The organism is Micromonospora sp. DT228 (genome assembly GCF_049841595.1).
Taxonomy (GTDB): domain Bacteria; phylum Actinomycetota; class Actinomycetes; order Mycobacteriales; family Micromonosporaceae; genus Micromonospora.
The window spans coordinates 161,602-187,003 of the sequence record NZ_JBNCKO010000004.1 but is presented as its reverse complement, the minus strand read 5'-3'; the positions used below and the strand labels follow the sequence as shown (position 1 = coordinate 187,003).

24 protein-coding genes and 1 riboswitch are annotated in these 25,402 nt (G+C 72.5%); of the genes, 14 read left to right on the top strand and 10 right to left on the bottom strand.

Annotated features, from left to right (window positions below; all coding sequences use genetic code 11):
* Positions 1–405 carry a DUF6896 domain-containing protein gene (locus ACLQ29_RS10370; RefSeq protein WP_425771404.1) on the top strand — a complete coding sequence of 135 codons (405 nt, stop codon included), beginning with the start codon at positions 1–3 and terminating at the stop codon, positions 403–405.
* Between the two features lie 26 nt (positions 406–431).
* Complete coding sequence (locus tag ACLQ29_RS10365) at positions 432–620, top strand: hypothetical protein (RefSeq protein WP_425771403.1); 189 nt, start codon at positions 432–434, stop codon at positions 618–620.
* A gap of 95 nt (positions 621–715) precedes the next feature.
* Here the strand turns inward: ACLQ29_RS10365 and pseI are convergent, their stop codons facing one another.
* Together pseI and ACLQ29_RS10355 are read right to left on the bottom strand one after the other, a co-directional pair.
* Positions 716–1,768 (bottom strand): pseudaminic acid synthase, encoded by a 1,053-nt coding sequence (pseI, locus tag ACLQ29_RS10360; RefSeq protein ID WP_425771402.1) that lies wholly within the window; start codon positions 1,766–1,768, stop codon positions 716–718.
* A gap of 130 nt (positions 1,769–1,898) precedes the next feature.
* Positions 1,899–3,068, bottom strand: a complete 1,170-nt coding sequence (locus ACLQ29_RS10355; protein WP_425771401.1) for a glycosyltransferase family 2 protein — start codon at positions 3,066–3,068, stop codon at positions 1,899–1,901.
* 265 nt (positions 3,069–3,333) lie between these two features.
* Here ACLQ29_RS10355 and ACLQ29_RS10350 point away from each other — a divergent pair, with 265 nt between their 5' ends.
* The 6 genes from ACLQ29_RS10350 to ACLQ29_RS10325 all read left to right on the top strand — a co-directional run bounded on the left by ACLQ29_RS10350 (position 3,334) and on the right by ACLQ29_RS10325 (position 9,488).
* Entirely contained in the window at positions 3,334–4,569 is a 1,236-nt protein-coding gene (locus ACLQ29_RS10350; RefSeq protein ID WP_425771400.1) for an acyltransferase family protein, read from the top strand.
* A gap of 92 nt (positions 4,570–4,661) precedes the next feature.
* A complete protein-coding gene (locus ACLQ29_RS10345) occupies positions 4,662–5,021 on the top strand; it encodes a hypothetical protein (protein WP_425771399.1) in 360 nt (119 codons plus the stop codon).
* Between the two features lie 133 nt (positions 5,022–5,154).
* Positions 5,155–5,925 carry a hypothetical protein gene (locus tag ACLQ29_RS10340; RefSeq protein ID WP_425771398.1) on the top strand — a complete coding sequence of 257 codons (771 nt, stop codon included), beginning with the start codon at positions 5,155–5,157 and terminating at the stop codon, positions 5,923–5,925.
* Between the two features lie 284 nt (positions 5,926–6,209).
* Positions 6,210–6,351: riboswitch (cyclic di-AMP (ydaO/yuaA leader) on the top strand.
* A 231-nt stretch (positions 6,352–6,582) separates the two neighbouring features.
* A complete protein-coding gene (locus ACLQ29_RS10335; RefSeq protein WP_425771397.1) occupies positions 6,583–7,431 on the top strand; it encodes a C39 family peptidase in 849 nt (282 codons plus the stop codon).
* 133 nt (positions 7,432–7,564) lie between these two features.
* The gene (locus ACLQ29_RS10330) at positions 7,565–8,311 is read left to right on the top strand and encodes an alpha/beta fold hydrolase (protein ID WP_425771396.1); all 747 of its coding nucleotides are present in this window, start codon (positions 7,565–7,567) and stop codon (positions 8,309–8,311) included.
* Positions 8,312–8,369: 58 nt separating this feature from the next.
* Positions 8,370–9,488 (top strand): hypothetical protein, encoded by a 1,119-nt coding sequence (locus ACLQ29_RS10325; protein WP_425771395.1) that lies wholly within the window; start codon positions 8,370–8,372, stop codon positions 9,486–9,488.
* 9 nt (positions 9,489–9,497) lie between these two features.
* Here the strand turns inward: ACLQ29_RS10325 and ACLQ29_RS10320 are convergent, their stop codons facing one another.
* The 4 genes from ACLQ29_RS10320 to ACLQ29_RS10305 all read right to left on the bottom strand — a co-directional run bounded on the left by ACLQ29_RS10320 (position 9,498) and on the right by ACLQ29_RS10305 (position 14,578).
* Positions 9,498–11,186 (bottom strand): CDP-glycerol glycerophosphotransferase family protein, encoded by a 1,689-nt coding sequence (locus tag ACLQ29_RS10320; protein ID WP_425771394.1) that lies wholly within the window; start codon positions 11,184–11,186, stop codon positions 9,498–9,500.
* 34 nt (positions 11,187–11,220) lie between these two features.
* Positions 11,221–12,738 carry a D-ribitol-5-phosphate cytidylyltransferase gene (locus ACLQ29_RS10315; protein ID WP_425771393.1) on the bottom strand — a complete coding sequence of 506 codons (1,518 nt, stop codon included), beginning with the start codon at positions 12,736–12,738 and terminating at the stop codon, positions 11,221–11,223.
* Between the two features lie 135 nt (positions 12,739–12,873).
* Complete coding sequence (locus tag ACLQ29_RS10310; RefSeq protein ID WP_393367955.1) at positions 12,874–13,650, bottom strand: ABC transporter ATP-binding protein; 777 nt, start codon at positions 13,648–13,650, stop codon at positions 12,874–12,876.
* Between the two features lie 34 nt (positions 13,651–13,684).
* Positions 13,685–14,578: an ABC transporter permease gene (locus ACLQ29_RS10305; RefSeq protein WP_393367413.1), complete on the bottom strand. Its 894-nt coding sequence runs from the start codon at positions 14,576–14,578 to the stop codon at positions 13,685–13,687.
* Positions 14,579–14,757: 179 nt separating this feature from the next.
* Between ACLQ29_RS10305 and ACLQ29_RS10300 the strand changes: the two genes are divergently transcribed.
* The 3 genes from ACLQ29_RS10300 (at position 14,758) to ACLQ29_RS10290 (ending at position 19,628) form a co-directional block, all read left to right on the top strand.
* The gene (locus tag ACLQ29_RS10300) at positions 14,758–15,396 is read left to right on the top strand and encodes a TetR/AcrR family transcriptional regulator (protein ID WP_425771392.1); all 639 of its coding nucleotides are present in this window, start codon (positions 14,758–14,760) and stop codon (positions 15,394–15,396) included.
* A gap of 123 nt (positions 15,397–15,519) precedes the next feature.
* Positions 15,520–17,634, top strand: coding sequence for a DUF6077 domain-containing protein (locus ACLQ29_RS10295; protein WP_425771391.1), 2,115 nt, complete (start codon positions 15,520–15,522; stop codon positions 17,632–17,634).
* Between the two features lie 230 nt (positions 17,635–17,864).
* Positions 17,865–19,628, top strand: a complete 1,764-nt coding sequence (locus ACLQ29_RS10290) for a CDP-glycerol glycerophosphotransferase family protein (protein ID WP_425771390.1) — start codon at positions 17,865–17,867, stop codon at positions 19,626–19,628.
* Between the two features lie 83 nt (positions 19,629–19,711).
* Here the strand turns inward: ACLQ29_RS10290 and ACLQ29_RS10285 are convergent, their stop codons facing one another.
* Positions 19,712–20,050 carry a DUF952 domain-containing protein gene (locus ACLQ29_RS10285; protein WP_425771389.1) on the bottom strand — a complete coding sequence of 113 codons (339 nt, stop codon included), beginning with the start codon at positions 20,048–20,050 and terminating at the stop codon, positions 19,712–19,714.
* A 113-nt stretch (positions 20,051–20,163) separates the two neighbouring features.
* Between ACLQ29_RS10285 and ACLQ29_RS10280 the strand changes: the two genes are divergently transcribed.
* From ACLQ29_RS10280 to ACLQ29_RS10270, 3 genes are all read left to right on the top strand, one after another.
* Positions 20,164–20,475 carry a hypothetical protein gene (locus ACLQ29_RS10280; protein ID WP_355031047.1) on the top strand — a complete coding sequence of 104 codons (312 nt, stop codon included), beginning with the start codon at positions 20,164–20,166 and terminating at the stop codon, positions 20,473–20,475.
* Positions 20,476–20,559: 84 nt separating this feature from the next.
* A complete protein-coding gene (locus ACLQ29_RS10275) occupies positions 20,560–21,216 on the top strand; it encodes a response regulator transcription factor (protein ID WP_393367418.1) in 657 nt (218 codons plus the stop codon).
* Positions 21,217–21,225: 9 nt separating this feature from the next.
* Positions 21,226–22,692, top strand: coding sequence for an ATP-binding protein (locus ACLQ29_RS10270; RefSeq protein WP_425771388.1), 1,467 nt, complete (start codon positions 21,226–21,228; stop codon positions 22,690–22,692).
* A gap of 10 nt (positions 22,693–22,702) precedes the next feature.
* Here the strand turns inward: ACLQ29_RS10270 and ACLQ29_RS10265 are convergent, their stop codons facing one another.
* The 3 genes from ACLQ29_RS10265 to yaaA all read right to left on the bottom strand — a co-directional run bounded on the left by ACLQ29_RS10265 (position 22,703) and on the right by yaaA (position 25,362).
* Positions 22,703–23,665, bottom strand: coding sequence for a TAXI family TRAP transporter solute-binding subunit (locus ACLQ29_RS10265; protein ID WP_425771387.1), 963 nt, complete (start codon positions 23,663–23,665; stop codon positions 22,703–22,705).
* Positions 23,666–23,746: 81 nt separating this feature from the next.
* On the bottom strand, positions 23,747–24,457 hold the full coding sequence (locus ACLQ29_RS10260; protein ID WP_425771386.1) for a hypothetical protein: 711 nt from the start codon (positions 24,455–24,457) through the stop codon (positions 23,747–23,749).
* A 107-nt stretch (positions 24,458–24,564) separates the two neighbouring features.
* Positions 24,565–25,362, bottom strand: coding sequence for a peroxide stress protein YaaA (gene yaaA, locus ACLQ29_RS10255; protein ID WP_393367422.1), 798 nt, complete (start codon positions 25,360–25,362; stop codon positions 24,565–24,567).
* Positions 25,363–25,402 lie beyond the last annotated feature (40 nt).

The following is a 25,402-nucleotide window of genomic DNA, read 5'->3' as shown; positions in this document are numbered from 1 at the left end:
ATGACCAAGGCGGTAGACAATAATCTGGGTGAGGTCATCGACGCGTTCTTCGAGGCGCGTCGCATCATCAGCCGGTGCCTCGGTGTTGCTTCCGCCGCTGAACTGGTGGCGGCGGTGTTGAATGGCAGCGTGCCGCGAAATGGTCATTGCCAGGATGGGGTCGAGTACATGGTGCACGGTGTGGGGTACACCGTGACCTTCTCGAACGATGCGCAGGCTCACATTGATGCGAGCGGGGCGCAGCGGGACTGCTTCAAATTGTACGATCTGAGATTCTACTTGGATGAGATTACCGATGACATCCCATCGCTTGAGGCTCTCTCCACTGCCTGCGACGGATATGCTCAGAAAGGTGCCCTACGACGGGTCGACAAGGTGACTTTCGAGTTCGTTGATCGTCCCTAGTGCTACTCGCGAGCACGCCGGCCGTCGTGGACTGGAGCACCTACGACGGTTGGTGCTGGATCGACTGCTACCAGCTCGACGACAAGGGCGACGCGATAGCCCGACGCTCCCTGTTCCTGATGCCCGAGCACGTGCAGTTCGTCCCTCCTCCGCCACCCAGGCCAACCCCCGCCGGGCGCAAGCCTCCAGCCAGGAAACCGCCCAAGGTTGGCTAGACCCAGGCAACCCCAGCCTCACACCGAGGCTGAGTTTCCCTGCTGCATAGGCCCAGCGGCCCATCACCTCCGGGTCAACCCGGCCAACCGCACCGTCAGATCAGATCCCAGCTCAGGGGAGTGCCGCGGGAGACGTCGGTGGTGAAGGTGCGGCCCAGCACCCGGTCGATCTCCACGGGGGGCAGGCCGCCGGCCGGCCGGATCGAGCGCACGTTCTGCGCGGACACCTCGTCACCGGCGCGCACGTCCTCGACCACGAAGAGCGAGCGGCGGAACCGCAGTCCCTCCCGCTCGGCCGGGGTCGGGCCGATCGCGGTGCCACCCAGCGCCTCGTACGCCCGGCCGGACTCGGCGACAAGCGCCGTCAGCTCGGTCGGATTCAGCGAGAAGTCCGAGTCCACGCCGCCATCGGCCCGGTCCAGGGTGACGTGCTTCTCGATGAAGCAGGCGCCGAGCGCCACCGAGGCGACCGCCACCCCGATGCCGGGCGTGTGGTCGGAGAGCCCGACCGGCACGTCGAACGCGCCCGCCAGCACCGGCAGCCGGCGCAGGTTGCTGTCGGCCGGCGGCGCGGGGTAGGACGCGGTGCAGGCCAGCAGGACGATGCCCGCCGCGCCCGCGTCCCGGGCGGTGCGTACCGCGGCGTCGATCTCGGCGACCGTCGCCATCCCCGTGGAGATCACCATCGGCTTGCCGGTGCTGGCCACGAGCCGGATCAGCGGCAGGTCGACAAGCTCCGAAGAAGCGATCTTGTACGCCGGCGCGTCCAGCGACTCCAGCAGCTCCACGGCGGTCGCGTCGAACGGTGACGAGAAGACGGTCAGCCCACGCTCGCGGGCCCGCTCGAAGATCGGCGCGTGCCACTCGTACGGGGTGTGCGCCCGCTCGTAGAGGCGGTACAGGTTCTCCCCGCCCCACAACTCGTGCCCCGTGGAGATCCGGAACGCCGGGGTGTCGACGTCGATCGTGATCGTGTCGGGCCGGTAGGTCTGGAGCTTCAGCGCGTGCGCCCCGCTCTCGGCCACCGCGTCGACGATGGCCAGCGCCCGGTTCAGATCGCCGTTGTGGTTCCCGGACATCTCGGCCACCACGAACGGTCGCTCCCCGGCACCGACCAGGTGCGGTCCGATCTTGACTGTCGCCGTCATTCCGACCTCTGCTCAGGTATGCCCGCACCCGCGTGCGGTGGTGCTGCTGTCGTCGCCCACCCGGCGGGCGGACGACCTGGAAAACCGGTGCGCCGGGAGTCGATCCGGCTCCCGGCGTGGTGTGCGGTGGTCACGGCAGGCGACTCCCGGCCAGCGCGTCGCGCCGATCCGTCGTGATCCCGCCGCCCCGCGTCGTCGCGACGTCCGCCCCTCGCCCCGGGTCCTCGTCGGCGTTCACCGGGCTGGCCGCGGTGCCGACGCCACCCGCCGGGGCGCCGCGGCGCAGACGACCGGCGACCCGGTGCGCCTGGCGCAGCGCCGAGTACGCCAGCCAGTCACCGCGCCCGACGAGGCGGTGCTTGAGCCCGGTCACCCCGGTGGGCAGCGGATAGCCGCCGGTGGGCAGGTACCGGCGGTAGTGCGCGGCGGCCCGGCGGAAGAAGTCCCGCCGCAGGTGCGGGTGCAGCCGGTCGTCGTTGCCCACCACCACCAGGTAGTGGCTGATCATCAGTTGGAACAGCTCGGCCCGCAACCGCTCGTCGGGGTGCCTGCGGGCGACCCAGTCCAACAGGCGCTCGTACTGGGCGAACGCGTCGAAGTGCCGGCCACTGCGGGTGGAGGTGATCGCGCCGTGCCGGCCCTGCCGGTACAGGTAGCAGACCCGGTCCAGCACGGAGATCTTCTCCGCGCCGATCAGCAGCGGGTGGCTGAACGGGATGTCCTCGTACCAGCCGGGGAAGAACCGCAGTTCCAACTGGTCCAGGAAGTCCCTGCGGACCACCTTGTTCCAGGCGGTGTGCTGCACCCGCAGCAGGTGCGGCTGGTCGTCGAGGCGGGTCACGTCGGCAATCCCGCGCAGCAGATGACTGCTCGCGTCGACCTCCCGCCGGCCGTCCTCGTGCACCCGCAGGTGGTCCAGCATCAGCACGTCGGGCTGGTGCTGGCGAAGGCGGTCCAGCACCGCAGCGATCGTGCCGGGCGGCACCCAGTCGTCGCTGTCGATGAACCAGACGTACCGGCCGGTGGCCACGTCGAGCCCGGCGTTGCGGGCCAGACCCAGACCCACGTTGCTGCTCAGGTGCACGACGCGGACCCGGTCGTGGCCGGCGGCGTACGAGCGGAGCATCTCGCCGCAGCCGTCCGGGGAGGCGTCGTCGACGGCGATCAACTCGACCGCGTCCGATTCACCGGCCGGGATGTCGGCCCGGATCGACTCGAGGCACTGGTACAGGTACGCCTCGACGCCGTACACGGGCACGACGATGCTCAGCAGCGGTGCGTGCGTCGGCTCATTGACCACGCCCGCCACCTTCGACGACCCGGGTGGCCGGCCCCGGAACCGCACGTGGCCGCCGATGGTGGAGTCGCTGAACTCCCGCCCAGCGGCAGGTTAACGCCGCCTGCCCCACCACGCCCGGGACCGGTGGGACTCGTCCGGTTCACCCGGTAGGGTGCCCCGGGTGCGGCCCCGCCGGGCCGTCGCGGGCGTCGCCGCCGGGCCGTCCACGCCGTGCCGAGGAGGATACGAACGTGCTGGTGACCCTGCCAAGCCTCGGTATCCGCTCATGACGAGCGCCGCCGCGCCGTCAACCGCCCGGCCCGCCCCCGCACCGCCCCGGCTGCCCTCGCTGACCGGGCTGCGCTGGATCGCCGCGCTGCTGGTCTTCGGGTTCCACGCGGGCACCATGCGGATCATCGCCGAGCCGGACTACAAGGCCGTTGTCGACAAGCTGTTCGGCCTCGGCCTGTCCGGGGTGCAGTTCTTCTTCATCCTCAGCGGGTTCGTGCTGGTCTGGTCGGCCCGGGTCGGCGACTCCCGGCGTACCTTCTGGCGGCGGCGGATTGCCAAGATCTACCCCAACCACCTGGTGCTGTTCGGGGCGACGTTGCTTGTCGCCTGGTGGTTCGCCGACCCGGTCCTGCCGGCGGCCGCGTTGGAGAACGTGTTGCTGTTGCAGGCCTGGGATCCCCGGCCGGGCTGGTTCTACAGCCTCAACACGGTGAGCTGGTCGCTGTCCTGTGAGTTCTTCTTCTACCTCTGTCTGCCGCTGGTGCTGCCGCTGCTGCGCCGGGCCCGGCCGAAGCTGCTGGTGGCGCTTGTCGTCGCGTTGCCCCTGCTGATCCTCGCGCTCTGGCCGGCCCAGCACCTGGTGCCGGAGGTGAGCCGGTGGTGGTTCACCCAGATCTTCCCGCCGGTCCGGTCGCTGGAGTTCTGGCTGGGCGCGGTGGCGGCCGAGTTGATGCGCCGGGGACTCTGGCGCGGTCCGGGGCTGACCTGGGCCAGCGTCATCTTCGTGGGCACCTGGGCGGCTGCCACGCAGTGGATTCCCGCGGAGCTGTGGACCACGCTGCTCGCGGTCGCGTACCTGCTGGTGATCACCGCCGCCGCGGACGCGGACGTGCGGGACCAGCGGTCGCCGTGGCGGTCCCGCCCGCTGGTCTGGCTCGGCGAGGTCTCCTTCGCCTTCTACCTGGTCCACGTGTTGGTGATGACGAGCGTGCTGCGCTTCACCGGCGACTGGGGGACGGGCTTCGAGGGCTGGCGTGGCCCGGTCGTGGTGCTCGGTTTCCTGCTGGTGACACTGCTGCTCGCCGGGCTGCTGCATCGCTACGTCGAAACCCCGATGATGCGCCGGCTCGCACCGCGCCGCCCGGCCCGATCGGCGTCCGTCCCCGGACAACGCACGGCCGGCACCCGGGCCGCCGGCAACGACGCCCCCGAGACCGGCGTGGGGACCCGCACCGAGGCCGGCGGGCCCGACCAGACCGACAGTCGATCAACGTACGCGGACACGCGCTGACGCCATCCGCCCTGGTCAGCGGGCTCGGCGCGGCGCGCGTCGACACGCCCGTGGTCGATGCGCCCAGGTCGGCCCGACGGTAGCGTGGGGACGTGCTTCCGGTCGCGTTCACCTGTCCCCTGTGGTGGGTGGCGCGCTGGGCGACCCGGGTGCTGACCAGCCTCGCCGTCGTCGCGGCCCTGGCGCTCGGCGCCGGCCCGGCCTCGGCCGCCGCGTCGAGCCCGGCCGCCGCGTCGAGCCTGGGCACCGCGCCGACCGTGGGCACCGCGCCGAGTGCGGGTGTCGCCGGGGAGGCCTTCCCGGCCTGGTCGGTCGACGCGCAACCGGCGCTCCCCGGCGGCCAGGGCGCCGTCGTGACCGGTGCGCTGCCGGTGCGTGCGGCGGCGTCCGACCGGCTGCCCCTCGTCGACGGCTCCCGCAGCCGGGCGCCCCGGGGCCCACCCGGGCGCTGAGCCAACGGGACAAGCGTCCCGTCGCCGCGCCCTGTCGACAGACCAGCTCCGCACCCCGCCGACCCCTGGCCCGCCCGTGGTCAGGTGGCTCGCGGGGCCCTCATCGCTCTGCTTCCTCCGCGAGGTGCCGACCATGGAGACCGCCGTCTTCTACCAGTTCGTAACCGAGGTACCGCAGGCCGCCGCCATCTGGTCGGCTCTGTTCCTCCTGGCGCTGGGCGTGCTCGCCGTGCTGGTCGCCAGGCCCGAACGGGACCGGCCCATCGGTGACCCGTCGCCGGCCGTGCCGACCGCCCGCGAGGTGGCCGCTGCCGAGATCGTCGACAGGCGCCGGTACGCCGAGGAGGTGGCCGTCGCCGCGGCGGGCGCGGCCAGGACGGCCCAGCGGCGGCGCGATGCCTGGCTGATCAGTCAGGAGCAGGCGGAACGTGCCTGGGCGCGGTACGCCGAGGCGGACGCCGCGGCGCGTCGCTTCGCGGGATCCGGGGCGCTGCCCACTCCGGGCACCCCCCGCACCCCCGCCGAGTACGCCGCCCGGGAGCGCTACCTACACCGTGCGGCGACGGCGGCGTACTGGCGGGGCGACCTGAGCATGGCGCAGCTCAGCGACGTGTTCGGGCGGCGGCACGGCTGGGATCCCCGGCGGCACCCGGTCGAGCAGGAAGCGCTGCTCAGCCGGGCGATCCGGGACGCGCGACGGGTCGACCACCAGGCCGCCGCCGACGCGGAGCGGGCCGCGTGGCGGGCCGCCGAACTGGCCGCCGAGTCGGCGCGGGCTCTTGCCGAGGAGGCGGGTTTGGCAGCGGCCCGGCTGCGGCCGAGCCGGGCACCGGCCCGCCGGCTGGTGCGCGGCTCGACCCGCCCCGCCGTCGTGACACGCTGGCGTCCCGCCCGTGCGGGTTGAGCTCGATCCGTTATGTGAGCCCGCTCACCGCATTCCGAAATCGGGCGTCCGGCACGATCGGCTCGATTGTTCCCGGGATTGTGGCCGCACTTTTGGCGACCTGTCCGGTTGTCGCCCGTAGGCGTCACCGTAACCGCTTGTCCCATCGAGTCACGTCATCGGCCAGACGCGCAGAAATTGCTGCGCCGATCCGGGTTTACGCAGGTGAACCTGGCTTGGCAGGGTGTGAACGGGCCAGTAGTGTCGTCCCGTCCGGTGCGGTAACCGATCGCAAGAGGCGACGCCGCGCCGACCCGCTCAATCGTGATGAACGAACCGGGGACCCATCAGTAAGTCCGGGGTGAATCCGCGAGCCACGGCCCGCGGTAGGGCGATCTTCCCGCCCGAATCCGTCAGCTAACCCGGTAGGCGGTCTCGGAAGGAGTTCCATCCTCGTGCAGCATCTCTCCACCCCTCGGCTGTTCCCTCGCCTCCACGGCGCAGCGGTGCCCCCGCTCATCAGTCACGTGACGGTGAGCTGACCCCCGGGTCATCGCCCAACCGCCCGGCCACGCCGGGTGTTCCCCTGAGCGGTTCACCATCCGCGGACCATCGTCCGCGCGCTGGCCCCTGCCCGGATACCCGTCCGGCCCCGGTGTGCCGCTCTCCCCCCGATCCGTGGAGGACCCCGTGAAGCACACCATGCAGCGTCAGCTCCGCCGCTTCGCCACCCAGCGCCCGTACCAGATCGCCGCCGCCTCCGCCGCGGCCCTCGTGATCGCCACCACCACCGGCACCCTGCTCGCCACCACCGACGACGCGCCGGCCGGCCAGCGCACCGCGACCACTGTCGCCGAGATGCGCAGCGACGTCGCCGCCTCCCGTGGCGAGGTGCGAGACGCCTCCCCGTCGGCCAGCGCCGCGCCGACAAGCGCCGCCCCGGCCACCAGCGCCGCCGCGCCCGCCGCCAAGGCCAGCAGCAACCCGGACCTGACCCGGAAGCCGGAGCGGCCGAAGCCGCCCGCGACAAAGGTGCTCGACTACGAGTACGAGGCGCAGAACACCTACTACAACTGCGGTCCGGCGGCCACCCGTAACGCGCTCAGCGCCACCGGGATCGACCGTACCCAGGAGGAACTCGGTGCCGAACTGGGCACCACCGAGATGGGCACCAACTCGGCCGAGGACACCACGAGGGTGCTCAACGCCGAGGTGAAGGGCTCCCCGTACCGGACCCGGATGTTCGCCGGTGCGCCCAGCCGGGCCCAGATGGACCGCCTCCAGGCCGACGTCGTCAAGGCCATCACCGACGGCCGGGGCGTGGTCGCCAACGTCGTCGGGGACGCCACCGACACCGACGGCAGCTGGCACTCCTACGGCGGCGGGCACTACATCGCCGTCGTGGGTTACAAGGACAACGGCCGCACGGTACGCATCGCCGACTCGGCGAACCCGTCCGACCCGTCGTACTGGATCACCACAATCGACCTGGCCAACTGGATCGCCAGCCGGGGCTACTCCGCCTGACCCAGGCACGCTGACCGCCACGGGCGCCGTCCCTCACGAGGGGCCGGCGCCCGCGGCGTCTGTCCCGCCGGTCCGGGGCACGCCCCCGTCGACGACTCTCGTCCCTGTCGGTGAACCGTGGGAGACTGCGGCCGTGGTGGATGAATCGGGTGGTCACACCGGTCGACGGCCGGTCCTGCTGCTGTTGCACGGCATGGGGGCGACCGGTGACGTGTGGTTGCCCTGGGCGCCGCACCTGGAACGACACTGGCCCGGCCGGTGGCTGGCGCCGGACCTCGCCGGCCACGGTTGGACGCCGCCGCTGCCGTCGTACTCCTTCGCCGGTTTCGCCGGGCGGATCGCGCCGGCCCTCGCCCCCGACGACCGGCTCGTCGTGCTCGGGCACTCGCTGGGTGGCGTGGTCGGCCTCGCGTTGGCCGCGCGCGACGCCGGGATGCCTGTGGACGCGGTGGTCGGGTTGGGGATCAAGGCGCTCTGGTCACCCGTCGAGCTGGACCGCGCCGCCGAGCTGGCCGCCCGTCCGGTGAGCTGGTTCGCCAGCCGCACCGAGGCGGCCCGCCGCTACCTGCGCGTCTCCGGGCTGGCCGGCCTGCTCCCGCCGGACCACCCGGTGGTGGACGCCGGCCTCCGTCAGGTCGACGGCCGGTGGCGTCTCGCCATGGATCCGAACGCCTTCGCCGTCGGCGAGCCCGACCTGAGCGCGCTGCTGGCGGCGACCGACGTGCCGGTGCTGCTGGCGCGTGGCGAGCACGATCCGATGGTCACCGACGCGCAGCTCAAGGAGTACGGCGTACCGGTCGCCACGCTGCCCGGGCTCGGACACAACGCGCACGTGGAGGATCCGGCGGCCGTCCTGGCGCTGCTGGACGCGTACCGCTGAGCTTCGTCGGGGTGATAAACCCGTAGTGCCGCCCCACCTCGACGCCTACCATTCCGCGGTGATGTCCACCGCCGAGCAAGACCCGATCACCAGCGTGAGCCTGAACCTCGTCGACACCCGACTCGACGACGCGGCACGTCGCTGCCGGCCGCTCGTCGCGTCGCTCGGCGCGGTGAGCCTCACGGCGTCCCGAACCGAGGTCGACGGCCCCCAGGGCGGGGTGAGCGTGTCCGTCGGCGCGGTCGGTGGCACGGCCGAGGAGTGGTGGGATCCGCCGGAGTGGCTGCCCGCCGACGCCTCCGTCCTCGCCGTCCGGCGACGGGTCCGGCGACTGCCGGCGGCGGCGTCCGACGACGACGTGGTGGCCCGGGTGCACGCCCGGTTGACGGCCCCGGATCTCGACACCGCTCTGGTCCGCTGCCTTCCCCTGCTCGGGCGGGCGGACGTGTGGTCCGTCGACCTCCACCCGGTGGCGGTCGACGGGGGTGGCGTCTGGGGTCTGGCCCTGCTCCTGGTGCTGCCCCTGGTCGAGGTGTCACCGCAGGCTCCCTTCGGGACCGGGGTGGACGCCCTGGCCGCCGAGTTCGGATTCCTGACGGGGCACCTGCGTAGGTCACCGCTCGGCGTCTGGATGGTGGCGGCGATGGAGGCGGACCGACCACTCACCGAAGACCCGACGGTCGAGGCGCTGTACGTGCGGACCGGCATCGACCCGTTCGACCCGGGGCCGGTCGACCGGCCGGTGGAGACCCGGGAGATGGCGCTGCGGGGCCGGAGTGAGGACGGTCCGGACGAGGCCGAGTTGATCAGCGCGATCGAGGGTGCGTTGCGGGACGCCGTACGGGTCGTGCTGACCGTCGACGTCGTCGGCCCGGTCGCGGACGCCGCGGCCGTCGTCCGGGACGTCGTCGGGATCGACGAGGAGGACATCGAGTCGGTCGATAGCGAGACCCTCACCGACGGGCGGCAAAGGATCGTGGCGCACCTCGGGGCCACGCTGATGGGCGCCGAGGAGGTGCTGCGGTTCGTCATCGCCTCCGCCGAACTCCAACCGTGGGAGTTCTCGCGCCCCGAGTCGGCGGACGACATCGCGACAGCCGAGTGGCACGCGCCGGCCGGCACGTCCGGGATCGTTCGCATCGAGCTGACCGCGGGGCGCAGGCTCGGATTGAGCTAGGGGCCTGTGTCAGGCGAGGGGGGAGAGCTGCGGCGCACGCTCGGCCGCGGGGTCCTCCGTCGCCGCCAGCTCCCGGCGGGCGGCGGTCAGGAACGCCTCGGCGTACGCCTCGGCGGGGAAGTCACCCAGGTAGCGCCGGCGGGTGGCCCAGCGCTCCGCGGCCAGCGGATCGGTGTCCAGCAGCGCGGTCAGCACCTCGTCCACGTTGGACAGATCCCGACGCAGCACGTAACCCGACGCGGCCAACGGGAACCGCTCGGCGAACCTGTCGCCCTCGTCGCCCATGTCGGTGACCGCGTACGGCTTGCTGGAGTAGAGGTAGTCCGAGATCACCCCGGACACGTCGGAGATCAGCGCGTCCGAGGAGTTCACACACTCGGTCAGGCTCAGCTCGCGGGCCGCCGCGCCGACGACGTGCGGGCGTCCGCTGCGGGCCCGGTCGGCGACGAGCAACTCCGTCAGCCGGCCCAACTGGCGTGCCGACGCCGGGTTCTGCGTCGTGTACGGGTGCGCCCGCAGGATCACCGTCACGCCGCGCTCCAGGAGCCGACGCAGCAGCCCCTCGGCCACCGGCAACGAGCAGTAGTCGGCGTCGGCGTGGTGCCCGGTCCAGGTCGGGGTGTAGAGCACCGTAGGGTGGGCCAACCCCCGGGCCGGTTCGGGGCGTACGTCGATCGACTCCACCTGCGGGCGGCCCACCACCACGAACTTGTCCGCCGGGATCCGCACGCCGGCGCGGGCGTACCTGTCGATCGCGGCCGGGCCGGCCACGAAGATCCGGTCGAAGATCCCGGACACCGGGTTGGCGCTCGGCGCCTTGTCGCTGTCGCCGTGGTGCAGTTGGACGTGGGTGAGCTGGGTGAAGCGGATGCAGTGGCTGTTCTTCGCCCCGTGGTTGACGTAGAACGCGGCCCGCAGGCTCGGCACCAGCGCCTCGTCCATCGCCCGCAGGGTGGGGCAGTAGACCACCGGCGCGTCGGTGGCTGCGGCGATCGGGGCCAGGAACTCCGGCTCGCGCAGCACGACGAGGAACGGCCGGCCGATCCGCCGCAGATACGGCAGCCACATGGTGACCTGGTATTCCGAGCCGGGCGGCGCGGAGAAGTAGAGCAGGAACTCCGGCTGGTGGCGGCGTAGCGCGCGGGCCACCGGCCCGCCACCGGCTCCCGGCCGGAACCGCCGCCGGGCCAGGTCCAGGGCGACAGCCCCGGTGCCCGCGCCGACCAGCAGGCTCGCGGCCAACGCCACGCCGGCCGGCAGGGTGAGCGCGGCGGCGAGCGCCAGGACGGCGAGCAGCCCGAGCAGTACGGTGCCGAGCCGGTCGGCGACCAGCGGCGTCCAGGCGCGGATCGGCAGGTTGGCCGCGCGGATCTCCAGGTTGCCGGCGGTACGCAGAGGCCCCACCAGCAGCACCAGCCCCAGCAGGACCAGGGAGGTGGCGACGAGCGTGAGGTTGAGCCCGTCGTCCAGCCGCCGGGAGTATCCGACCAGGATCGCGGCGGCGACAAGAGTCGTCTCCGCGACGAGGTCGGCGCCGGGCCGGATCCGCTGCTCGGCCGCCGAGGCGACAAGCGCGGCGACGGCCAGCGCCAGCCCCCAGCCGGTGGCGCCGGTGAGCGCCAGCACGACAAAGGCCAGCACGGCCAACCCGGTGCTCAGGCACCGGGCGGCCAGCTTTCGGACCAGGTCGCCGCGCATGTCGCTCCGTTCGTGGTTCCGCCGCCGGTAGGTGTCAGCTCGTCGACGCCGCGCCGGCCGGCGCCTTGAGGAGACCCGGCCCGGACTGGGCCGGCACGCTCGGCGTGGGCCCGTCGCCGGGCGCCCGGCGTACGTCGATGACCTGGCCGGTCAGGTCGGAGATCAGCACGTCGAGCGACGACTGGGCGACGGCCTCGGCGGCGAGCAGGGTGTGCTCCGGCTCCTCGCCGAAGGCCCGCGTCCGCATCGGCGTGGCGGTCCGCTCCGGGTTGATGCAGTTGACGCGCACGCCGACGTCGGCCCACTCGTCGGCGAGCGCCTGGGTCAGGTTGACCAGGGCCGCCTTGGTGGCCGAGTAGAGCGCGTAGCGGGCCCGCCCCCTGGTGTAGGAGCTGGACGTGTAGAGCAGCAGCTGACCCTTGGTCTGCTGGAGGTAGGGCAGCGCCTGGCGGGCGATTGTCACCGGGCCGACGAAGTTGACCTGGAGCAGCCGGTCCATCGTCTCCTCGTCCATCTCGGCGAGGGCGCCCTTTTCCAGGATGCCGGCGGTGACCACCACGTGGTCGATCCGGCCGGTGGCCTCGAAGGCGGTCGTCAGCGCGGCCTCGACGTCGGCGGCCCGCTCCACGTGGGTGCCGGTGCTGGAACGGCTGAACGGGAAGACCTGGGCGCCGTAGCGTCGGGCCAGCTCGGTCAGCTCGTGGCCGATGCCGTAGCTGCCGCCGAACACCACGATGGTGCGGCCGGTCAGCTCCTCGCTGTAGCTGCGGTGGTCGGTCAGCCGGGGCGCCTGCGCCGCGGCGAGCTGGAAGAGCTTGTCCGCCAGGTGCACGTCGACCGGGTGGGTGACCTTGATGTTCTCGTCCGAGCCGTCGATCACCTTGATCGGGGTGCCGGGCAGGTAGCGCAGCACCACGCCGCAGTCGTCGGTGGCGGCGAAGTCCCTGTCGTCCTCGGCGATCCGGTACGCCTCGCGGATGGTGGGGGAGCGGAACGCCTGCGGGGTCTGCCCACGGCGCAGCCGGGAGCGCACCGGGATGTCGGTGATGCAGTCGTTGTCGTCCACCTGGATGATCGTGTCCGCGGACGGGATGGCCACGTCCACGGCGTCGTAGGTCCACAGCGCGTTGACGCACTCGCGCACGATCCGGCCGCTGAGCAGCGGGCGGACCGCGTCGTGGAAGAGGATGTTGCAGTCCTCCGGGCCGACCGCGTCCAGCGCGATCCGGGTTGTGGCGTTGCGGGTGTCGCCGCCCTCGATCACCTTGGTGACCTTGCGCAGGCCGGCCTTCTCGACGATCTGCTGGGCGTCGTCGACGTGGCCGGTCGCCATCAGCACGATGATCTCGTCGATCTCCGGCGCCGCCTCGAAGACCGCCAGGGTGTGCTCGATGATCGGCTTGCCGGCGATCTTGAGGAGCTGCTTGGGGATGCCGAGGCCCAGTCGGGTCCCGGTGCCTCCGGCCAGAACCACGGCCACCGTCCGCGAGGGCCGCCACGGCGTCGGGGTCTCCGCTGTGGCGTCCGGGCCAGTGGTCTGGTCCTGCGTCATTGCCGGATCCTCACTCTCTTCGGATGCGTTAACGGAAGGTTCCGCCCGAGCGGCGACGGAATGAACCTTAACGCGCGGACCGCGCCGCCCCAACGCGGGCGACGCGGTCCGTGGCGTCGTGTCGATGCAGGCTGTCTACTTGCTGTTCGCGTACGCCTCGTAGGCCCGGATGACCTCGTCGGTGGGCCCGTCCATCCGCAGGACGCCCGATTCCAGCCAGATCGTTCGTTCGCAGGTGTCGCGTACGGAGGAGAGCTGGTGGCTGACGAGGAACACCGTGCCCGCGCCCTCGCGCAGCTCCCGTACCCGCTGCTCGCTGCGCTTGCGGAAGCCCTTGTCGCCGGTGGCGAGCGCCTCGTCGATGAGTAGCACGTCGTGCTTCTTCGCGGCGGCGATGGAGAACCGCAGCCGGGCCGCCATGCCCGAGGAGTACGTCCGCATCGGCAGGCTGGCGAAGTCGCCCCGCTCGTTGATCCCGGAGAACTCGATGATCCCGGCGGCCTGTTGGGCCACGTCGTCCGGGTGCATGCCCATGGCCAGGCAGCCGAGGGTGACGTTGCGCTCGCCGGAGAGGTCGTTGAGCAGGGCGGCGTTCACGCCCAGCAGCGACGGTTGCCCCTGGGTGTGGATCGCGCCCCGGTTGACCGGCAGCAGGCCGGCGATGGCCCGCAGGATCGTGGACTTGCCGGAGCCGTTGCTGCCGATCAGCCCGATCGCCTCGCCCCGGTACGCGGTGAAGGAGACACCCTTGACCGCGTGCACCTCCCGGATGTTCGGGGCGTGGGTGCGCTTGACCAGCCGGCGCAGCGCGGCCACCGGGGTGGTGCCACCGCCGGCGCCCTGGTGCACCCGGTAGATGATGTGCGCGTCGTCGACCACCACGGTCGGGATGCGCTCCTGGGCCGCGGTCATCGTCGCGGTCGCCTCGGTGGGGGCCTCGAAGTGCTCAACCACGGCCGTACTCCTGTTCGCCGCGCCAGAAGTAGATGAAACCGCCCAAGCCGGCGAGCAGCGCCCACCCGCCGCCGACCAGCCAGAGCTGGGCCAGCGACTCGTTGAGCAGCGGTGCCTCCTCCAGCAGTGTGTACCGCGCAAGCTCGATGTAGACGAGCAGCGGGTTGTACTGCACAAGCGTCGTCGCCCAGCTCGGCAGCCGCTCGAAGAGGCTGACGTTGTAGAGGACGCCGGAGCCGTACATCCAGGTGCGCATGATGAACGGCATGACCTGCTTCAGGTCGCTCGACTTGCTGCCCAACCGCGCCACCACGAGCACGACGCCGGCGTTGAACACGGCCTGGAGGAACAGGGCCGGCACCAGCAGCAGCCACTTCAACGTGATCGGCTCGCCGGTGACGAGCACGATGCCGATCAACACCACCATCGACGCCAGCAGTTGCTGGAACTGCGTCAACGTCGTGGAAAGCGGCAGGCTGGCCCGGGGGAAGTGCAGCGCCCGGATCAGCCCCAGGTTGCTGCTGATCGCCTGGGTGCCGGCCAGGACGGCGCTCTGGGTGAAGTTGAAGATGAACAGCCCGGTGGTGAGGTAGGCGATGTAGTTCGGCATGTCGTTCTGTGCCAGCACCACCCCGAAGATCAGGTAGTAGACCGCCGCGTTGGTCAGCGGGGTGAGCACCTGCCAGAGCTGGCCCAGCTTGGCGTTGCTGTAGGAGGCGACCAGCTTGGCGTTGGCGTACGCGGCGATGAAGTGCCGGTAGGCCCACAATTGGCGGCTGTACTCGACGAGGGTCGGTCGCTCACCGGCGACCCGTAACCCGTGCCGAGCGGCCAGCTGCGCCTGGGTCAGGCCCGTGTCGGGGTCGACCAGCGCGGTGGTGGCCATGGAAATGGCGCTCCGATCTTTCGTGCAGACGGGGTAGCTCGCGACGATGGAATCCTAGTGGGAGATGTGCGCGGGGCGCCGCCTCGTCGCTGCGTGGACAGTAGTCCGAAACACGTCGGGACGCAACCGTATCGTCGTTGCGCTACCCTGGGCACCGTGACCTGCGATAAGAGTCCCTGGTGACGACCGAGAAGAGGCGTGCCCCGGCCGGTGCGGCAGTGCTGCGTGGGGAGATCACCACGGCCATCCGGCGTGCCCTGACGCAGGAGCTGGCCGCGGTCGGCTACGGCCGGCTCTCCATCGAGGCGGTGGCGCGTCGCGCCGGTGTCAGCAAGACGGCGATCTACCGGCGCTGGAACTCCAAGCTCGACCTGGTGTTGGAGATCGTCGCCGCGGCGGCCCAGGGCAAGCTACCGGCCCTGGACACCGGCACCCTGCGCGGCGACCTCGCCCTGCTGTTCCAGGCGGTGGCACGTGCGCTGCGCCACCCGCTGGCGTCCCAGATCATCCCGGATCTGCTGGCCGAGGCGGCGCGCAACCCCAGCATCGACGCGACCCTGCGTCAGGTGCTGCACGCCCGTCAGCAGGAGATCGGCGGTCGCCTGGTCACCCGTGCCGTGCAGCGCGGCGAGCTGCCCGCCGACACCGATCCGGACGCGGCGATCGACCTCATCGTGGGCCCGCTCTACTGGCGGCTGGCCATCGCCCGTCTCCCGCTCACCGACGGCTATCTCGACAACCTGGTCGAGTCCGTGGCCGCCGGGCTCGGCGCCGACACTGTCCTGCTCCAGCCTCGGCCCGCCCCGATCTCGGGCTGACCAGGCGTCCGACACACCGCCGCCCGCAGCGGCGGTCGCCCTGTCCGATTCCGCTACGCTGCCCCCGGACACCCGGCCGGCACCGTGCCGAAACCCTCATCCGTCTGACGAGTAAGGACGACCGTGGCCAACGTCGACAGCATCGCCGTAGCGCCCGCCGACCCGGACCCGACACGGCCCGCGCCCCGTCCGGTCGGCCGTCGTCCGGCCCAGTCCCGGGTACGCGCGCTGGTGGCCGTCGCCCCGGCGGTGCTCACCGATGGCGCCGTGCTCGCGTTCGCGCTCTTCACCGTGATCTACCACCTGGCCTTCCTGGGTGACCTGCGTCCGTCGGTGACCTTCCGGATCTGGCTGGTGGCCTGCGTGGTGCTCGCGGCCGTGGTCCTGCTGCGCGCCCGCCGCCGGCTCGTCGACGCCCCGGCCGGCACCGAGGGGGCGGCGGCTGCCGACGGCGCGCCGGCCGAGCCGGGCGACACGCGGCCCGCCGTCGACCGCCGCCTGCTGATCGGGGTGCTTGTCGCCGCCGGCGTGGCCGCCGTCTCCGCCGGTGTCACCGCCGGGACCAGCGCCGGCGTCGCGTGGTGGATTCCGGCGGTGGCCGGCCTGCTCGCCGCGATCGGCGGGCTGCTGCTGGTACGCCAGATCTGGCTGCGCGGCCCGGTGTCCACCACGGTCGCCCCGGCGCCCACCGCGGCCCAGTCGGCGTACGCGCTTGTCGTCTCGGCGCTTGTCGGCATCTCCTCGTTCTTCATGGCCCGCAACACCCCGGACGACGTCTACTACGTCGGCAAGTCGGTCTGGATCGCCGAGCGCGACCTGATCCCGCTCAACGACTTCCTGTTCTCCGAGAACGTGCTGCCGGCCATGGGCTCGCAGCCGCCGATCCCGTCGATCGAGGTCTTCGACGGCGCGTTCGCCAACGTCGTCGGCATCCACGCCAGCTCGGCCCTCTGGTATGTGCTGCTGCCGATCATGGCGATGATCGCGGCGCTGGCGCTCTGGCGGCTGACGCACCGGTGGGCGCCGCGCCGTCCGGTGCTCGCCTTCGCCGTGGCGCTCGCGTACCTGTACCTCGTCGCTGGCGCGGACGCCGCACTGGGCACGTTCCACCTGCTGCGGCTGCACGAGGGCAAGGGCATGTTCGTGTCGGCGGTCATTCCGCTGATGTGGCTCTACCTGACCGAGTGGTTCGACACCCGGTCGCGGCGCAGCCTGGTGCTCATCGTGGCGCTCTCGATCACCGCGATCGGCCTCACCAACACCGCGGCGATCATCCTGCCGCTGCTTGTCGGTGCCGCCGGCTTCGCGATGCTGCTCGTCGGCCGGTGGAAGGACGCCGCCATCGCGGCGGTCGCCGCCCTCGCGTACCCGATCGGCTCGCTCGTCGTCTCCCGCCTGCTGCTCGGCGGGATGTCCGCGGAGGGCGCGGACGACGCCTTCTTCGACGCGGCGTACACCTACCGGCGGACCCTGCTGTTCGGGGTGGTGGGCGTGATCAGCGGTCTGGCGCTGTGGTGTGGCCCCCTGCTCGCCCGTCGGCGTACGCCCGCGCTGCTCGCCGCCGGCGCGACCCTCGCGCTGAGCGTGATGTTGGTGCCCGGCGTGCTCGAGCTGATGAGTGCGTTGAGCGGGATCTCGGTGGTGCTCTGGCGCGTGCCGTGGCTGCTCGCCCTGCCGACGCTCATCGCTCTGCTCAGCACCGTGCGCGTGCCGACGCCGCGACCGGCCCTGTACCGCGCGGCGGTGGGCGGGATCGCGGTGCTGCTGGTCGCCTCGTTCGCGCTGTTCGCCACCCCGATGTGGTCGGCGAAGAGTTGGGTCGACGTGCACAAGCGCCCCACCTGGAAGATTCCCCAGCAGCGTCAGGGGATCGCCTTCTGGATCAAGGGCCTGGACCGCCCGCAGGGCATGCTGCTCGCGCCGAAGACGATCATGCGGACGGTGCCGATCGTCACCAGCGAGGTCCGGGTCGTCCTGCCGCGTGACTTCTACCTCGTCGAGTACGACCTCACCTCCCAGTTCGCCAAGGACCGGCTGCTGCTGGCCGGGTTCGCCGACGGCACGTCCAGCCCGTCACCGGCCGAGTTGACGCCGGCACTCGACCGCCTGGACGTCGGCACCATCTGCGTCTACAACGGCAACCAGTACGCCCGCGACACCGCGCCACAGCTCGGCTACCCGGAGTTCGCCACGCGCAAGGCCCCCGGGGCGATGACCTGCTTCGGGCGGGCCGGCTGAGCGCTCCGCCCGTCGTCGGGCACCCGACGCCGGGGCGGGGTCGGGCTGCGCCGGACACGCGACTTTGCCCGAAATGGTGCGGGATACCCGAGCGACACCGAGCTGTCCCTTCGCGTTAAGGTCGCAGTCAGGCGCGGCCGGCCGCGATTGACCCGCCGCGCCACGGGGGAATGACGTCGGCCCAGCACGGGCGCAGCCCGCAACGCATTCTCGTAGGGAGCGAACTCGTTTTGTTCGGCACGTTCACAGGACGCCTCGGAGTGGCCGCCCACTGTGCGCTACTGGTACTGGCCTACCTGGTCATGCTCGTCGGTGGTCTGTTCGGCTGGGTCGGCCTGTTCGCCGTCGCCGGGCTCGCCGCCATCATCGGCGAGTTCGCCGTCGCCCGCTGGTCACCCCCGTCGCAGCTGCTGCTGGAGAAGGTGGGCCTGCACCTGTCGTACCGGCAGCTGACCCGGGACCTCGCGGCCGTGTTGCTCGTCGCCGCGGAGGTGCGGCTCAGCGGCGGTGAGCTGACCCTGCTGCTGGCGCTGCCGGCCGCGGTGTGGGTCGTGTCGGTCTTCGCCGGCGCGCTCTCCATCATGATCGAGCGTCGTAACCCCCTCTCCGCCATGGTGCGCAACATCGAGCTGGGCGAGCTGCGCTCCGCTCCCCAACTGCCGGGCTGGGTGGCGGCGGTGGCCGGTGACCGGATGCCCCTGCTCAACCTGCTGCTGGTGCCGGCCGCCGTGGCCGCGGCGGTCCAGCACGACCCGACGCCGTTCTTCGCCGCCGCCGCGGTGGCGGTCGTGGCGACCGGTCTGGTGGGCGCCATCACCGCGCTGACCTGGTTGCGCGGCCGGGGCCGGAGCATGGGGGAGGGCCCGCTGCTGCCCGCCGTGCAGCGCTGGCTGGACAACCACCGGCCCGAGGTGGCGCTCTACTTCGCCGGTCCGGCCAAGGACGTCTACCAGGCGAACATGTGGCTCGCCCCGACCGAGGCGCTCCAGCAGCGCGCGGTGGTCCTGCTGCGCAGCCGGGACGCGTTCCTGGAGTTGGCCGACACCCGGCTGCCGGTGATCTGCGTACCGACCGGGGTCGACTTCATGAACCTCGATCTGCGCAGCATCCGCGCGGCCCTCTACTCCGCGAACGTCGGCGCGAACATCCACATGCTGCGTGAGCCGAGCACCAAACACGTCTTCGTCGGGCACGGCGACAGCGACAAGCAGGCAAGCGTCAACCCGTACAGCAAGGTGTACGACGAGGTCTGGGTCGCCGGCCTGGCCGGCCGGGAGCGCTACGCCCGAGCCGGTGTGGGGGTCCTCGACTCGGACATCGTCGAGATCGGCCGCCCGCAGCTCGCCGGGGTGCACACCTTCGGCGCCGAGTCGGTGGACCGGCAGTTCACCGTGCTCTACGCCCCCACCTGGGAGGGCTGGCTCGACGACGACCCGTACCACACCTCGCTGGTGCTGATGGGCGAGCGGATCGTCAAGGGACTGCTCGCCACGACGCCCCGGCTGCGGCTGGTCTACAAGCCACACCCGCTCACCGGGTCGCGGTCCCGGGCGGCCCGGGCGGCGCACGACCGGATCGTGTCGGCCATCCGCGCCGCCGGTGGCGACCCGAACGCGTCCTCCCTGGACGGCACCGCGCACCTGGTGGTCACCGGCCGTACGCCGGCGCTGTTCGACTGCTTCAACCAGACCGACCTGCTGATCAGCGACGTGTCCAGCGTGGTCTCCGACTTCGTGCAGAGCCAGCGGCCGTACGTGGTGGCCAACCCGTCCGGCCTGTCCGAGGACGAATTCCGCCGGGAGTACCCGACGGCTCGGGCCGCGTACCTGCTCTCCAAGGACTGCGGCGAGCTGGAGAAGATCGTGGCGGTCACCCGGGCCGGCGACGACCCGATGACCGAGGCCCGCCGGGAGCTGAAGACCTACCTGCTCGGCCCGGCCGAGGCGAACCCGATGGACCGGTTCCAGGAGGAGATCGACCGCCTCTGCCGCTGAGCGGCACCAACAGCGCCGCGCGACTGGCGCACGGATCACGCCGCGCGCCCGGCCCGACACCGTTCGGGTCGGGCGCGACCCGGTCAGCCCAGCAGGGCGGCCACCGCGTCGGCGGCCGGAGTGTCCGCCGGCAACGCGTGCGCCGCGACGACCGCCGCGACCGGCAGCGGGCCGTACACGTGCGGAAAGAGGTGTCCGCCGCGCGACGGCTCCCACCGCAGCGTGTCACCCAGCCGCTCCTCGGCCACGCTGAGCAGGGTCAGGCCGGTCGCGCCGGCGAAGTGCCGGCGGGCCGTCTCGACCACCTGGTCGGCGTCGGAGAGGTGGATGAAGCCGTCCTGCCGGTCCACGGCGGAGCCGGTGAAGGATCCGGTGGCGAGGGCGTCGTCCCATTCCGTGGCCGACAACAGCTTGTAGATCACCACCGCAGCCTACGGGGGCGCCGTCGGCGCGCTCGCCCGGTTTTCGCCGGTACCGCCGCGCCCGTCGCCCCGGGCCGGGCATGCTCAGGTCAAGGGCCGCGGAGGGATGGGCGATGCAGAGCTACGACGACGACTGGACCGACAGTCAGCGCGCGCTGTACGACGAGTGCTACCGGGCGGGCGGCGAGTGGGCCGAGGACCCGGACACTCCGTCCGATGACGTACAGCACGTGATCAACCTGGCCGAGGCGGACGACGACGCCTTCAACGACGCGGAGATCGACTATCCGCCCCTTGTCGACGCGGTCACCCAGGCCAGCGGGGTCACCGTCACCAGCGTGCCGGCCAGCCACGAGGATCCGGGCTTCCGCGGCTTCACCGACGGCGTCCGGGACGCCACCGCCGACGACGTCTTCGGCTTGTAGGTCCGACCCGACACTCGGCTTCCCGCCGGGCGCGCGCTTCTGCCACCATTCGCAGAACAGCGCTGCGACGAAACGGGGGCACGGGTGCGGATCCTGCTGGTGGAGGACGACCGCCGGGTGGCCGCCGCCCTCTCCTCCGCGCTCACCCGCCGGGGCTACGAGGTCGAGCACGCCGCCACCGTCGCCGCCGCGCTCTCCGCCGCCCCGTGCGACCTGGTGCTGCTCGACCTGACCCTGCCCGACGGCGACGGCACCGACCTGTGCCGGGAGCTGCGCCGGCGGAGCAGCCAGCTCGGCATCATCGCGGTGACCGCGCGGGGTGAGGAACGCGATCGGGTGCTGGGCCTGCGTCTCGGCGCGGACGACTACGTCGTCAAGCCGTTCTCGATGGTGGAGTTGCAGGCCCGGATCGAGGCGGTGCTGCGCCGGGCCGCGAACGCCGCGCCGGAGCGCCACCTCATCCAGGCCGGGTCGGTGCACATCGACGTGGCCGCGCGGACGGTGACCGTCGACGGCCGTGCCGTCACGTTGACCCGCAAGGAGTTCGACGTGCTGCTCTCGCTGGCCCGCCAACCGGGGGTGGCGGTGCCCCGCGACCGCATCCTGCTGGACGCCTGGGGCACCACCTGGGCCGATCGGCACACCGTCGAGGTGCACGTCGGGTCCCTGCGCGGCAAACTCGGCGACGCCCGCCTGGTGGAGACCGTCCGTGGCGTCGGCTACCGGCTGCGCGCCGCGTGAGGGGCTGACGTGCGTCGTCGACTGGTGATCAGTTACCTGCTGTTGATGGTGCTCGTCCTCATCGCGTTGGAGACCCCGCTGGCGGTCACCATGGCCAGCCGCGAAACCGACCGGGTCCGGGCCGACCGGCTCGCCGACGCGACCCGGTTCGCCTCGCTGGCCGGGCCCGCGCTGCGCGACGCCGAGCCGGGTCCGATCGCGTCGGAGCTGAGCAGTTACGACAACCTGTACGGGATCGGTGCCGCGATCGTCGACCGGGAACGGAGCACACCCGTGGCGTCGCCGCGGTGGCGGCCCACCCCGGGGACCGCGTCGGTGCTGGACATGGCGCTGTCCGGGCAGCAGACCAGCGTGCCCGAGTCGGTCTGGCCGTGGACGACCGGCCCGGTGGTGGTGGCGGTGCCGATCAACGACGGCGGTGAGGTGCTCGGCGCGGTGGTGATCGTGACTCCGGCCGACCCCATCCGCCGGGCGGTCGCCGTGTGGTGGTCGCTGCTCGCCCTGGCCGGCCTGCTCGCCGTGCTGGCCTGCGTGCTCACCGCGTTCGGGCTGGCCGGTTGGGTGCTGCGCCCGGTCACCGAGCTGGACGCGGTCACCCACGAGATCGCCGAGGGTGACCGGGGCGCCCGGGTGCAGCACCGGCTGGGCCCGCCGGAGCTACGGCGCCTCGCGGCCAGCTTCAACCACATGGCCGACGTGGTCTCCGACGTGATGGACCGGCAACGCGCCTTCGTCGCGCACGCCAGCCACCAACTGCGCAACCCGCTCACCGCGCTGCGGCTGCGGGTGGAGGAGCTGGGCCCCAGCCTCACCGACCCGGACGGCCGGTCCGAGCACCGGCTGGCCCTGGAGGAGACCGACAGGTTGGCGTTGGTGCTTGACGCGCTGCTCACCCTCGCCCGCGCCGAACGGGAGGAGAACGAGCGGATCACGGTGGACGCCGCCGCGGTGGCCGCGTCCCGGGTGGCTGCCTGGGCGCCGCTGGCCCGGCACCGTTCGGTCGCGTTGCTGCTGGCCACGTCCGACGCCCCGGCGTACGCGCAGACCGTGCCGACCGCCGTCGACCAGGCGCTGGACGCGCTGATCGACAACGCGGTGAAGTTCAGCGGTGCCGGCGGGGCGGTGACGGTGACAGTGGCCCGCCGCGACAACGGGGTGGTCCTGGAGGTGCGCGACTCCGGACCGGGGATGACCGAGAGTCAGCTCGGCCAGGCGACCGAGCGGTTCTGGCGGGCGCCGGACGCGCAGAACGTGGACGGCGCGGGGCTCGGCCTGACCATCGCCGCCGTGCTTGCGGACGCGTCCGACGGTCGGCTCACCATGCGCCCGGGGGAGACACGCGGGCTGGTGGCCGCCCTGTGGTTTCCCGCGCCGGAGCCGGAGCCGGAGCCGGACCCGGACCCGTTGACGGACCCGTTGACGGAGCCGGTGGACGGCGAGCTGGCCACCGACCGGCGGCCCACCCTGACCCGGTAGGGCCGCACCGTCAGGGTTTGTCCTCCCGGTACCAGGCGGCGGCGCCGGGGTGCAGCGTCAGCGGCGCGGTGACGATCGCCGAGCGGGGGCTCATCCGCCCCGCCGCCGGATGCGCGGCGGCCAACTCGGCCCGCCCGTCCATCAGCAGGCGGGTCACCTCCCGGACCAACGGCTCGGGCAGGCTGGCGCTGACGACCAGGTAGTTCGGGTCGGCCACCGTGGTCACCGCGTCCACCCCGTAGACGGAGCGGGGGATGTCCCGGGAGACGTACACCTGGCCGTAGCGCGAGCGCAGCCGCTCGGTCCATTCGCTGAGGTCCACGATCCGGGTGGCATGCTGCCGGGCCAGGTTCTCGATGCCCCACACCGGCAGCCCACCGGAGAAGAAGAACGCGTCGATCTGCCCGGAGCGCAGCGCCGCCACCGAGTCGTCCAGCCCGAGCCGCGTACGGCGTATCGCGTCGCCGCCGAGGCGGGCCACCTCCAGCAGTCGGGTCGTGGTGATCTCGGTGCCCGATCGGGGTGCGCCGACGGAGACTCGCCGGCCGCGCAGGTCGTCGAGCGTGCGCACCGGCCCTCCGGCCGTGGTGACCAGGTGGAGCTGGTCGTCGTACACCCGGGCGATCGCCTCGACCGAGGAGCTTCCCGCGGTGCTGGTGGGCAGGACGTCAGCCTGGGTGAAGCCCAGCTCCGCCCGGTTGGACTCGACAAGTTGGACGTTCTCCGCGGACGCGGCGGTGACCACCACGCGGGCGTCGACGTCGGGCAGTTCCCGGTTGAGGATGGCCGCCAGCGACTGCCCGAACGCGTAGTAGACGGCGGTGGGGCTGCCGGTGGCGATCCGGATCAGGATCGGCTCGGTGGGGGCGTCCTGGCAACCGGCGGTGTTCAGGGTCGCGGTCAGCAGCACCGTCAACAGGGCTGCCGTCCCCGCGCGCGGACGCCCGGGCCGGCGGGAGGAGGTACGTCTCACGCGGTGCACTGTGCGCCGTCGGACTGGTGGGCGCAAGCCCGCTGCCGTGCCGCTGCCGGGTGGGCGTGGCCGGGACCTCGATCAGCAGGCCGGGCGACGTGCCGGCGCCACGACCCCGGCCCGCGTCGCCGCCGGCCCGCGCGCCGGCGCCAATGCCGCGCTGCTCAGGATCCGGGCCCGGTCCGGGCCGTCGGCGACGCTGACCAGGAAGCAGCCGGTGCCGGGACTCAGCCGGGCCGGCACGTCGAGCACGGCAGCGCTGCGAATCAGCACGGCGGCCAACTCCCGGTCGGCGAGCCGCACGCCGAGGATGTGCCGGCGGACGTGTCGTCCGGCGGCCAGCAGCGCCGAGCGCCAGGCCGCCGCCGCGAGCCGGCTCACCATCCGCCGGCGCGCCGGCGAGGCACCGGGCAGCGGCCCGCCGAGCAGCTCGCGCCGCCCCTGCCACCAGCCCGCGTCCACCACCCGGGTGTACGCCTCCCGGTGCTCCAGCGGCACCCAGAGCCGGTGCAGCTCGTAGCGGCGGCGCAGACCGCCGACGACGACCTCGTGGGTCACCGGGATGTCCAGCCGGGCGAGCAGTTGCCGCGCCCGTTGTGCGGCGTCCTCCCGGTTGAACTCCACCCCGGGCGCGTGCGCCAGGCGTGCCGCGCTCGGTCGGGCGGCGGTCGCCGACGGCGTGCAGCGCAGCAGGCAGGCGGCCTCGAACGCGTCGCTCAGCGTCAGCCAGTCCAGCGGGGACGGCGGCGTCGGCGAGCGCGGCCGGTCGAGCAGGGCGGGTTCGCGGGTCAACGAAGGCTCCCTCGTCGGAGTCTGGGTTCCCCTACCGTGGCCCCTGCCTCGCCCTTACGGAACTCCTCCGGCCCAGCCTTGAGCAAATCTTGCGCCTGCTCGCACCGCTACAGGTCGGTGACCACCAGGTCCACCTGCCGCACCCGGCCCGGCGCGGCGGCCTGCTCCTCGACGGTGTGCTTCAACTCCCGCAGCGTGCCGAGCAGCTCCGCGGCGGTGCGCGGTCGGGCGCCGGCGACGAGCAGGTCACGGACCAGCCGGCCCTTTGTCGCCTTGTTGAAGTGGCTGACCACCGAGCGGACCGGCACGCCGTCGACCTCCCGCTCGTGCAGCACCCGCACGCTGACGGTCCGCTCGGCCAGCTCTCCCCGCGGCGTCCAGGTGGCCGCGTACGCGCCGGAGCGCAGGTCCAGCACCGGCCCTCGGCCGGCGGCGGCGTCCACCGCCGGCGTCAGCTCCCCGCGCCAGTACGTCGACAACGCCCCGACGCCCGGCAGGCGGGCGCCGATCGGGCAGCGGTACGGGGGGATCCGGTCCGCCAACCGGACCGCGCCCCACAGCCCGGAGCTGATCAGGATCGACCGGCGGGCCGCCCGCTGCGCCGCGACCGGCAACGAGGTCAGCTCCAGCGCCTCGTAGAGCACACCCGTGTAGAGCCGTTCGGCCGGCGCGGTGGCCGCCTCCCGCAGCCGGGCGTTACGGCGCAGTTCGCCCCGCTGGCCCTCGCTGAGGCCGAGCGCCGCCCGCGCCGTCGCCTCGTCCGGCCCGGCGCTCAACGCCACAAGCGCGTCCAGCACCCGCTCCCGGGCCGGGTTCAGCTCGGGCAGCGAGAGCCGGTCCGGGGCCCAGCGCCGTCCGGTGCCGGCGTCGGCCTTGCCCTCCGAGGGCGGCAGCAGGATGAGCATCGGGTCTCCTCGACGGGCGGGACGGCGGCCCGGCCAGCGT

Bases quoted from the DNA above. Each gene is read 5' to 3' on its own strand.
- ACLQ29_RS10370 (WP_425771404.1), top strand. From the start codon at position 1: ATGACCAAGGCGGTAGACAATAATCTGGGTGAGGTCATCGACGCGTTC.
- pseI (WP_425771402.1), bottom strand. From the start codon at position 1,768: ATGACGGCGACAGTCAAGATCGGACCGCACCTGGTCGGTGCCGGGGAG.
- ACLQ29_RS10350 (WP_425771400.1), top strand. From the start codon at position 3,334: ATGACGAGCGCCGCCGCGCCGTCAACCGCCCGGCCCGCCCCCGCACCG.
- ACLQ29_RS10340 (WP_425771398.1), top strand. From the start codon at position 5,155: ATGGAGACCGCCGTCTTCTACCAGTTCGTAACCGAGGTACCGCAGGCC.
- ACLQ29_RS10320 (WP_425771394.1), bottom strand. From the start codon at position 11,186: ATGCGCGGCGACCTGGTCCGAAAGCTGGCCGCCCGGTGCCTGAGCACC.
- ACLQ29_RS10315 (WP_425771393.1), bottom strand. From the start codon at position 12,738: ATGACGCAGGACCAGACCACTGGCCCGGACGCCACAGCGGAGACCCCG.
- ACLQ29_RS10310 (WP_393367955.1), bottom strand. From the start codon at position 13,650: ATGACCGCGGCCCAGGAGCGCATCCCGACCGTGGTGGTCGACGACGCG.
- ACLQ29_RS10305 (WP_393367413.1), bottom strand. From the start codon at position 14,578: ATGGCCACCACCGCGCTGGTCGACCCCGACACGGGCCTGACCCAGGCG.
- ACLQ29_RS10280 (WP_355031047.1), top strand. From the start codon at position 20,164: ATGCAGAGCTACGACGACGACTGGACCGACAGTCAGCGCGCGCTGTAC.
- yaaA (WP_393367422.1), bottom strand. From the start codon at position 25,362: ATGCTCATCCTGCTGCCGCCCTCGGAGGGCAAGGCCGACGCCGGCACC.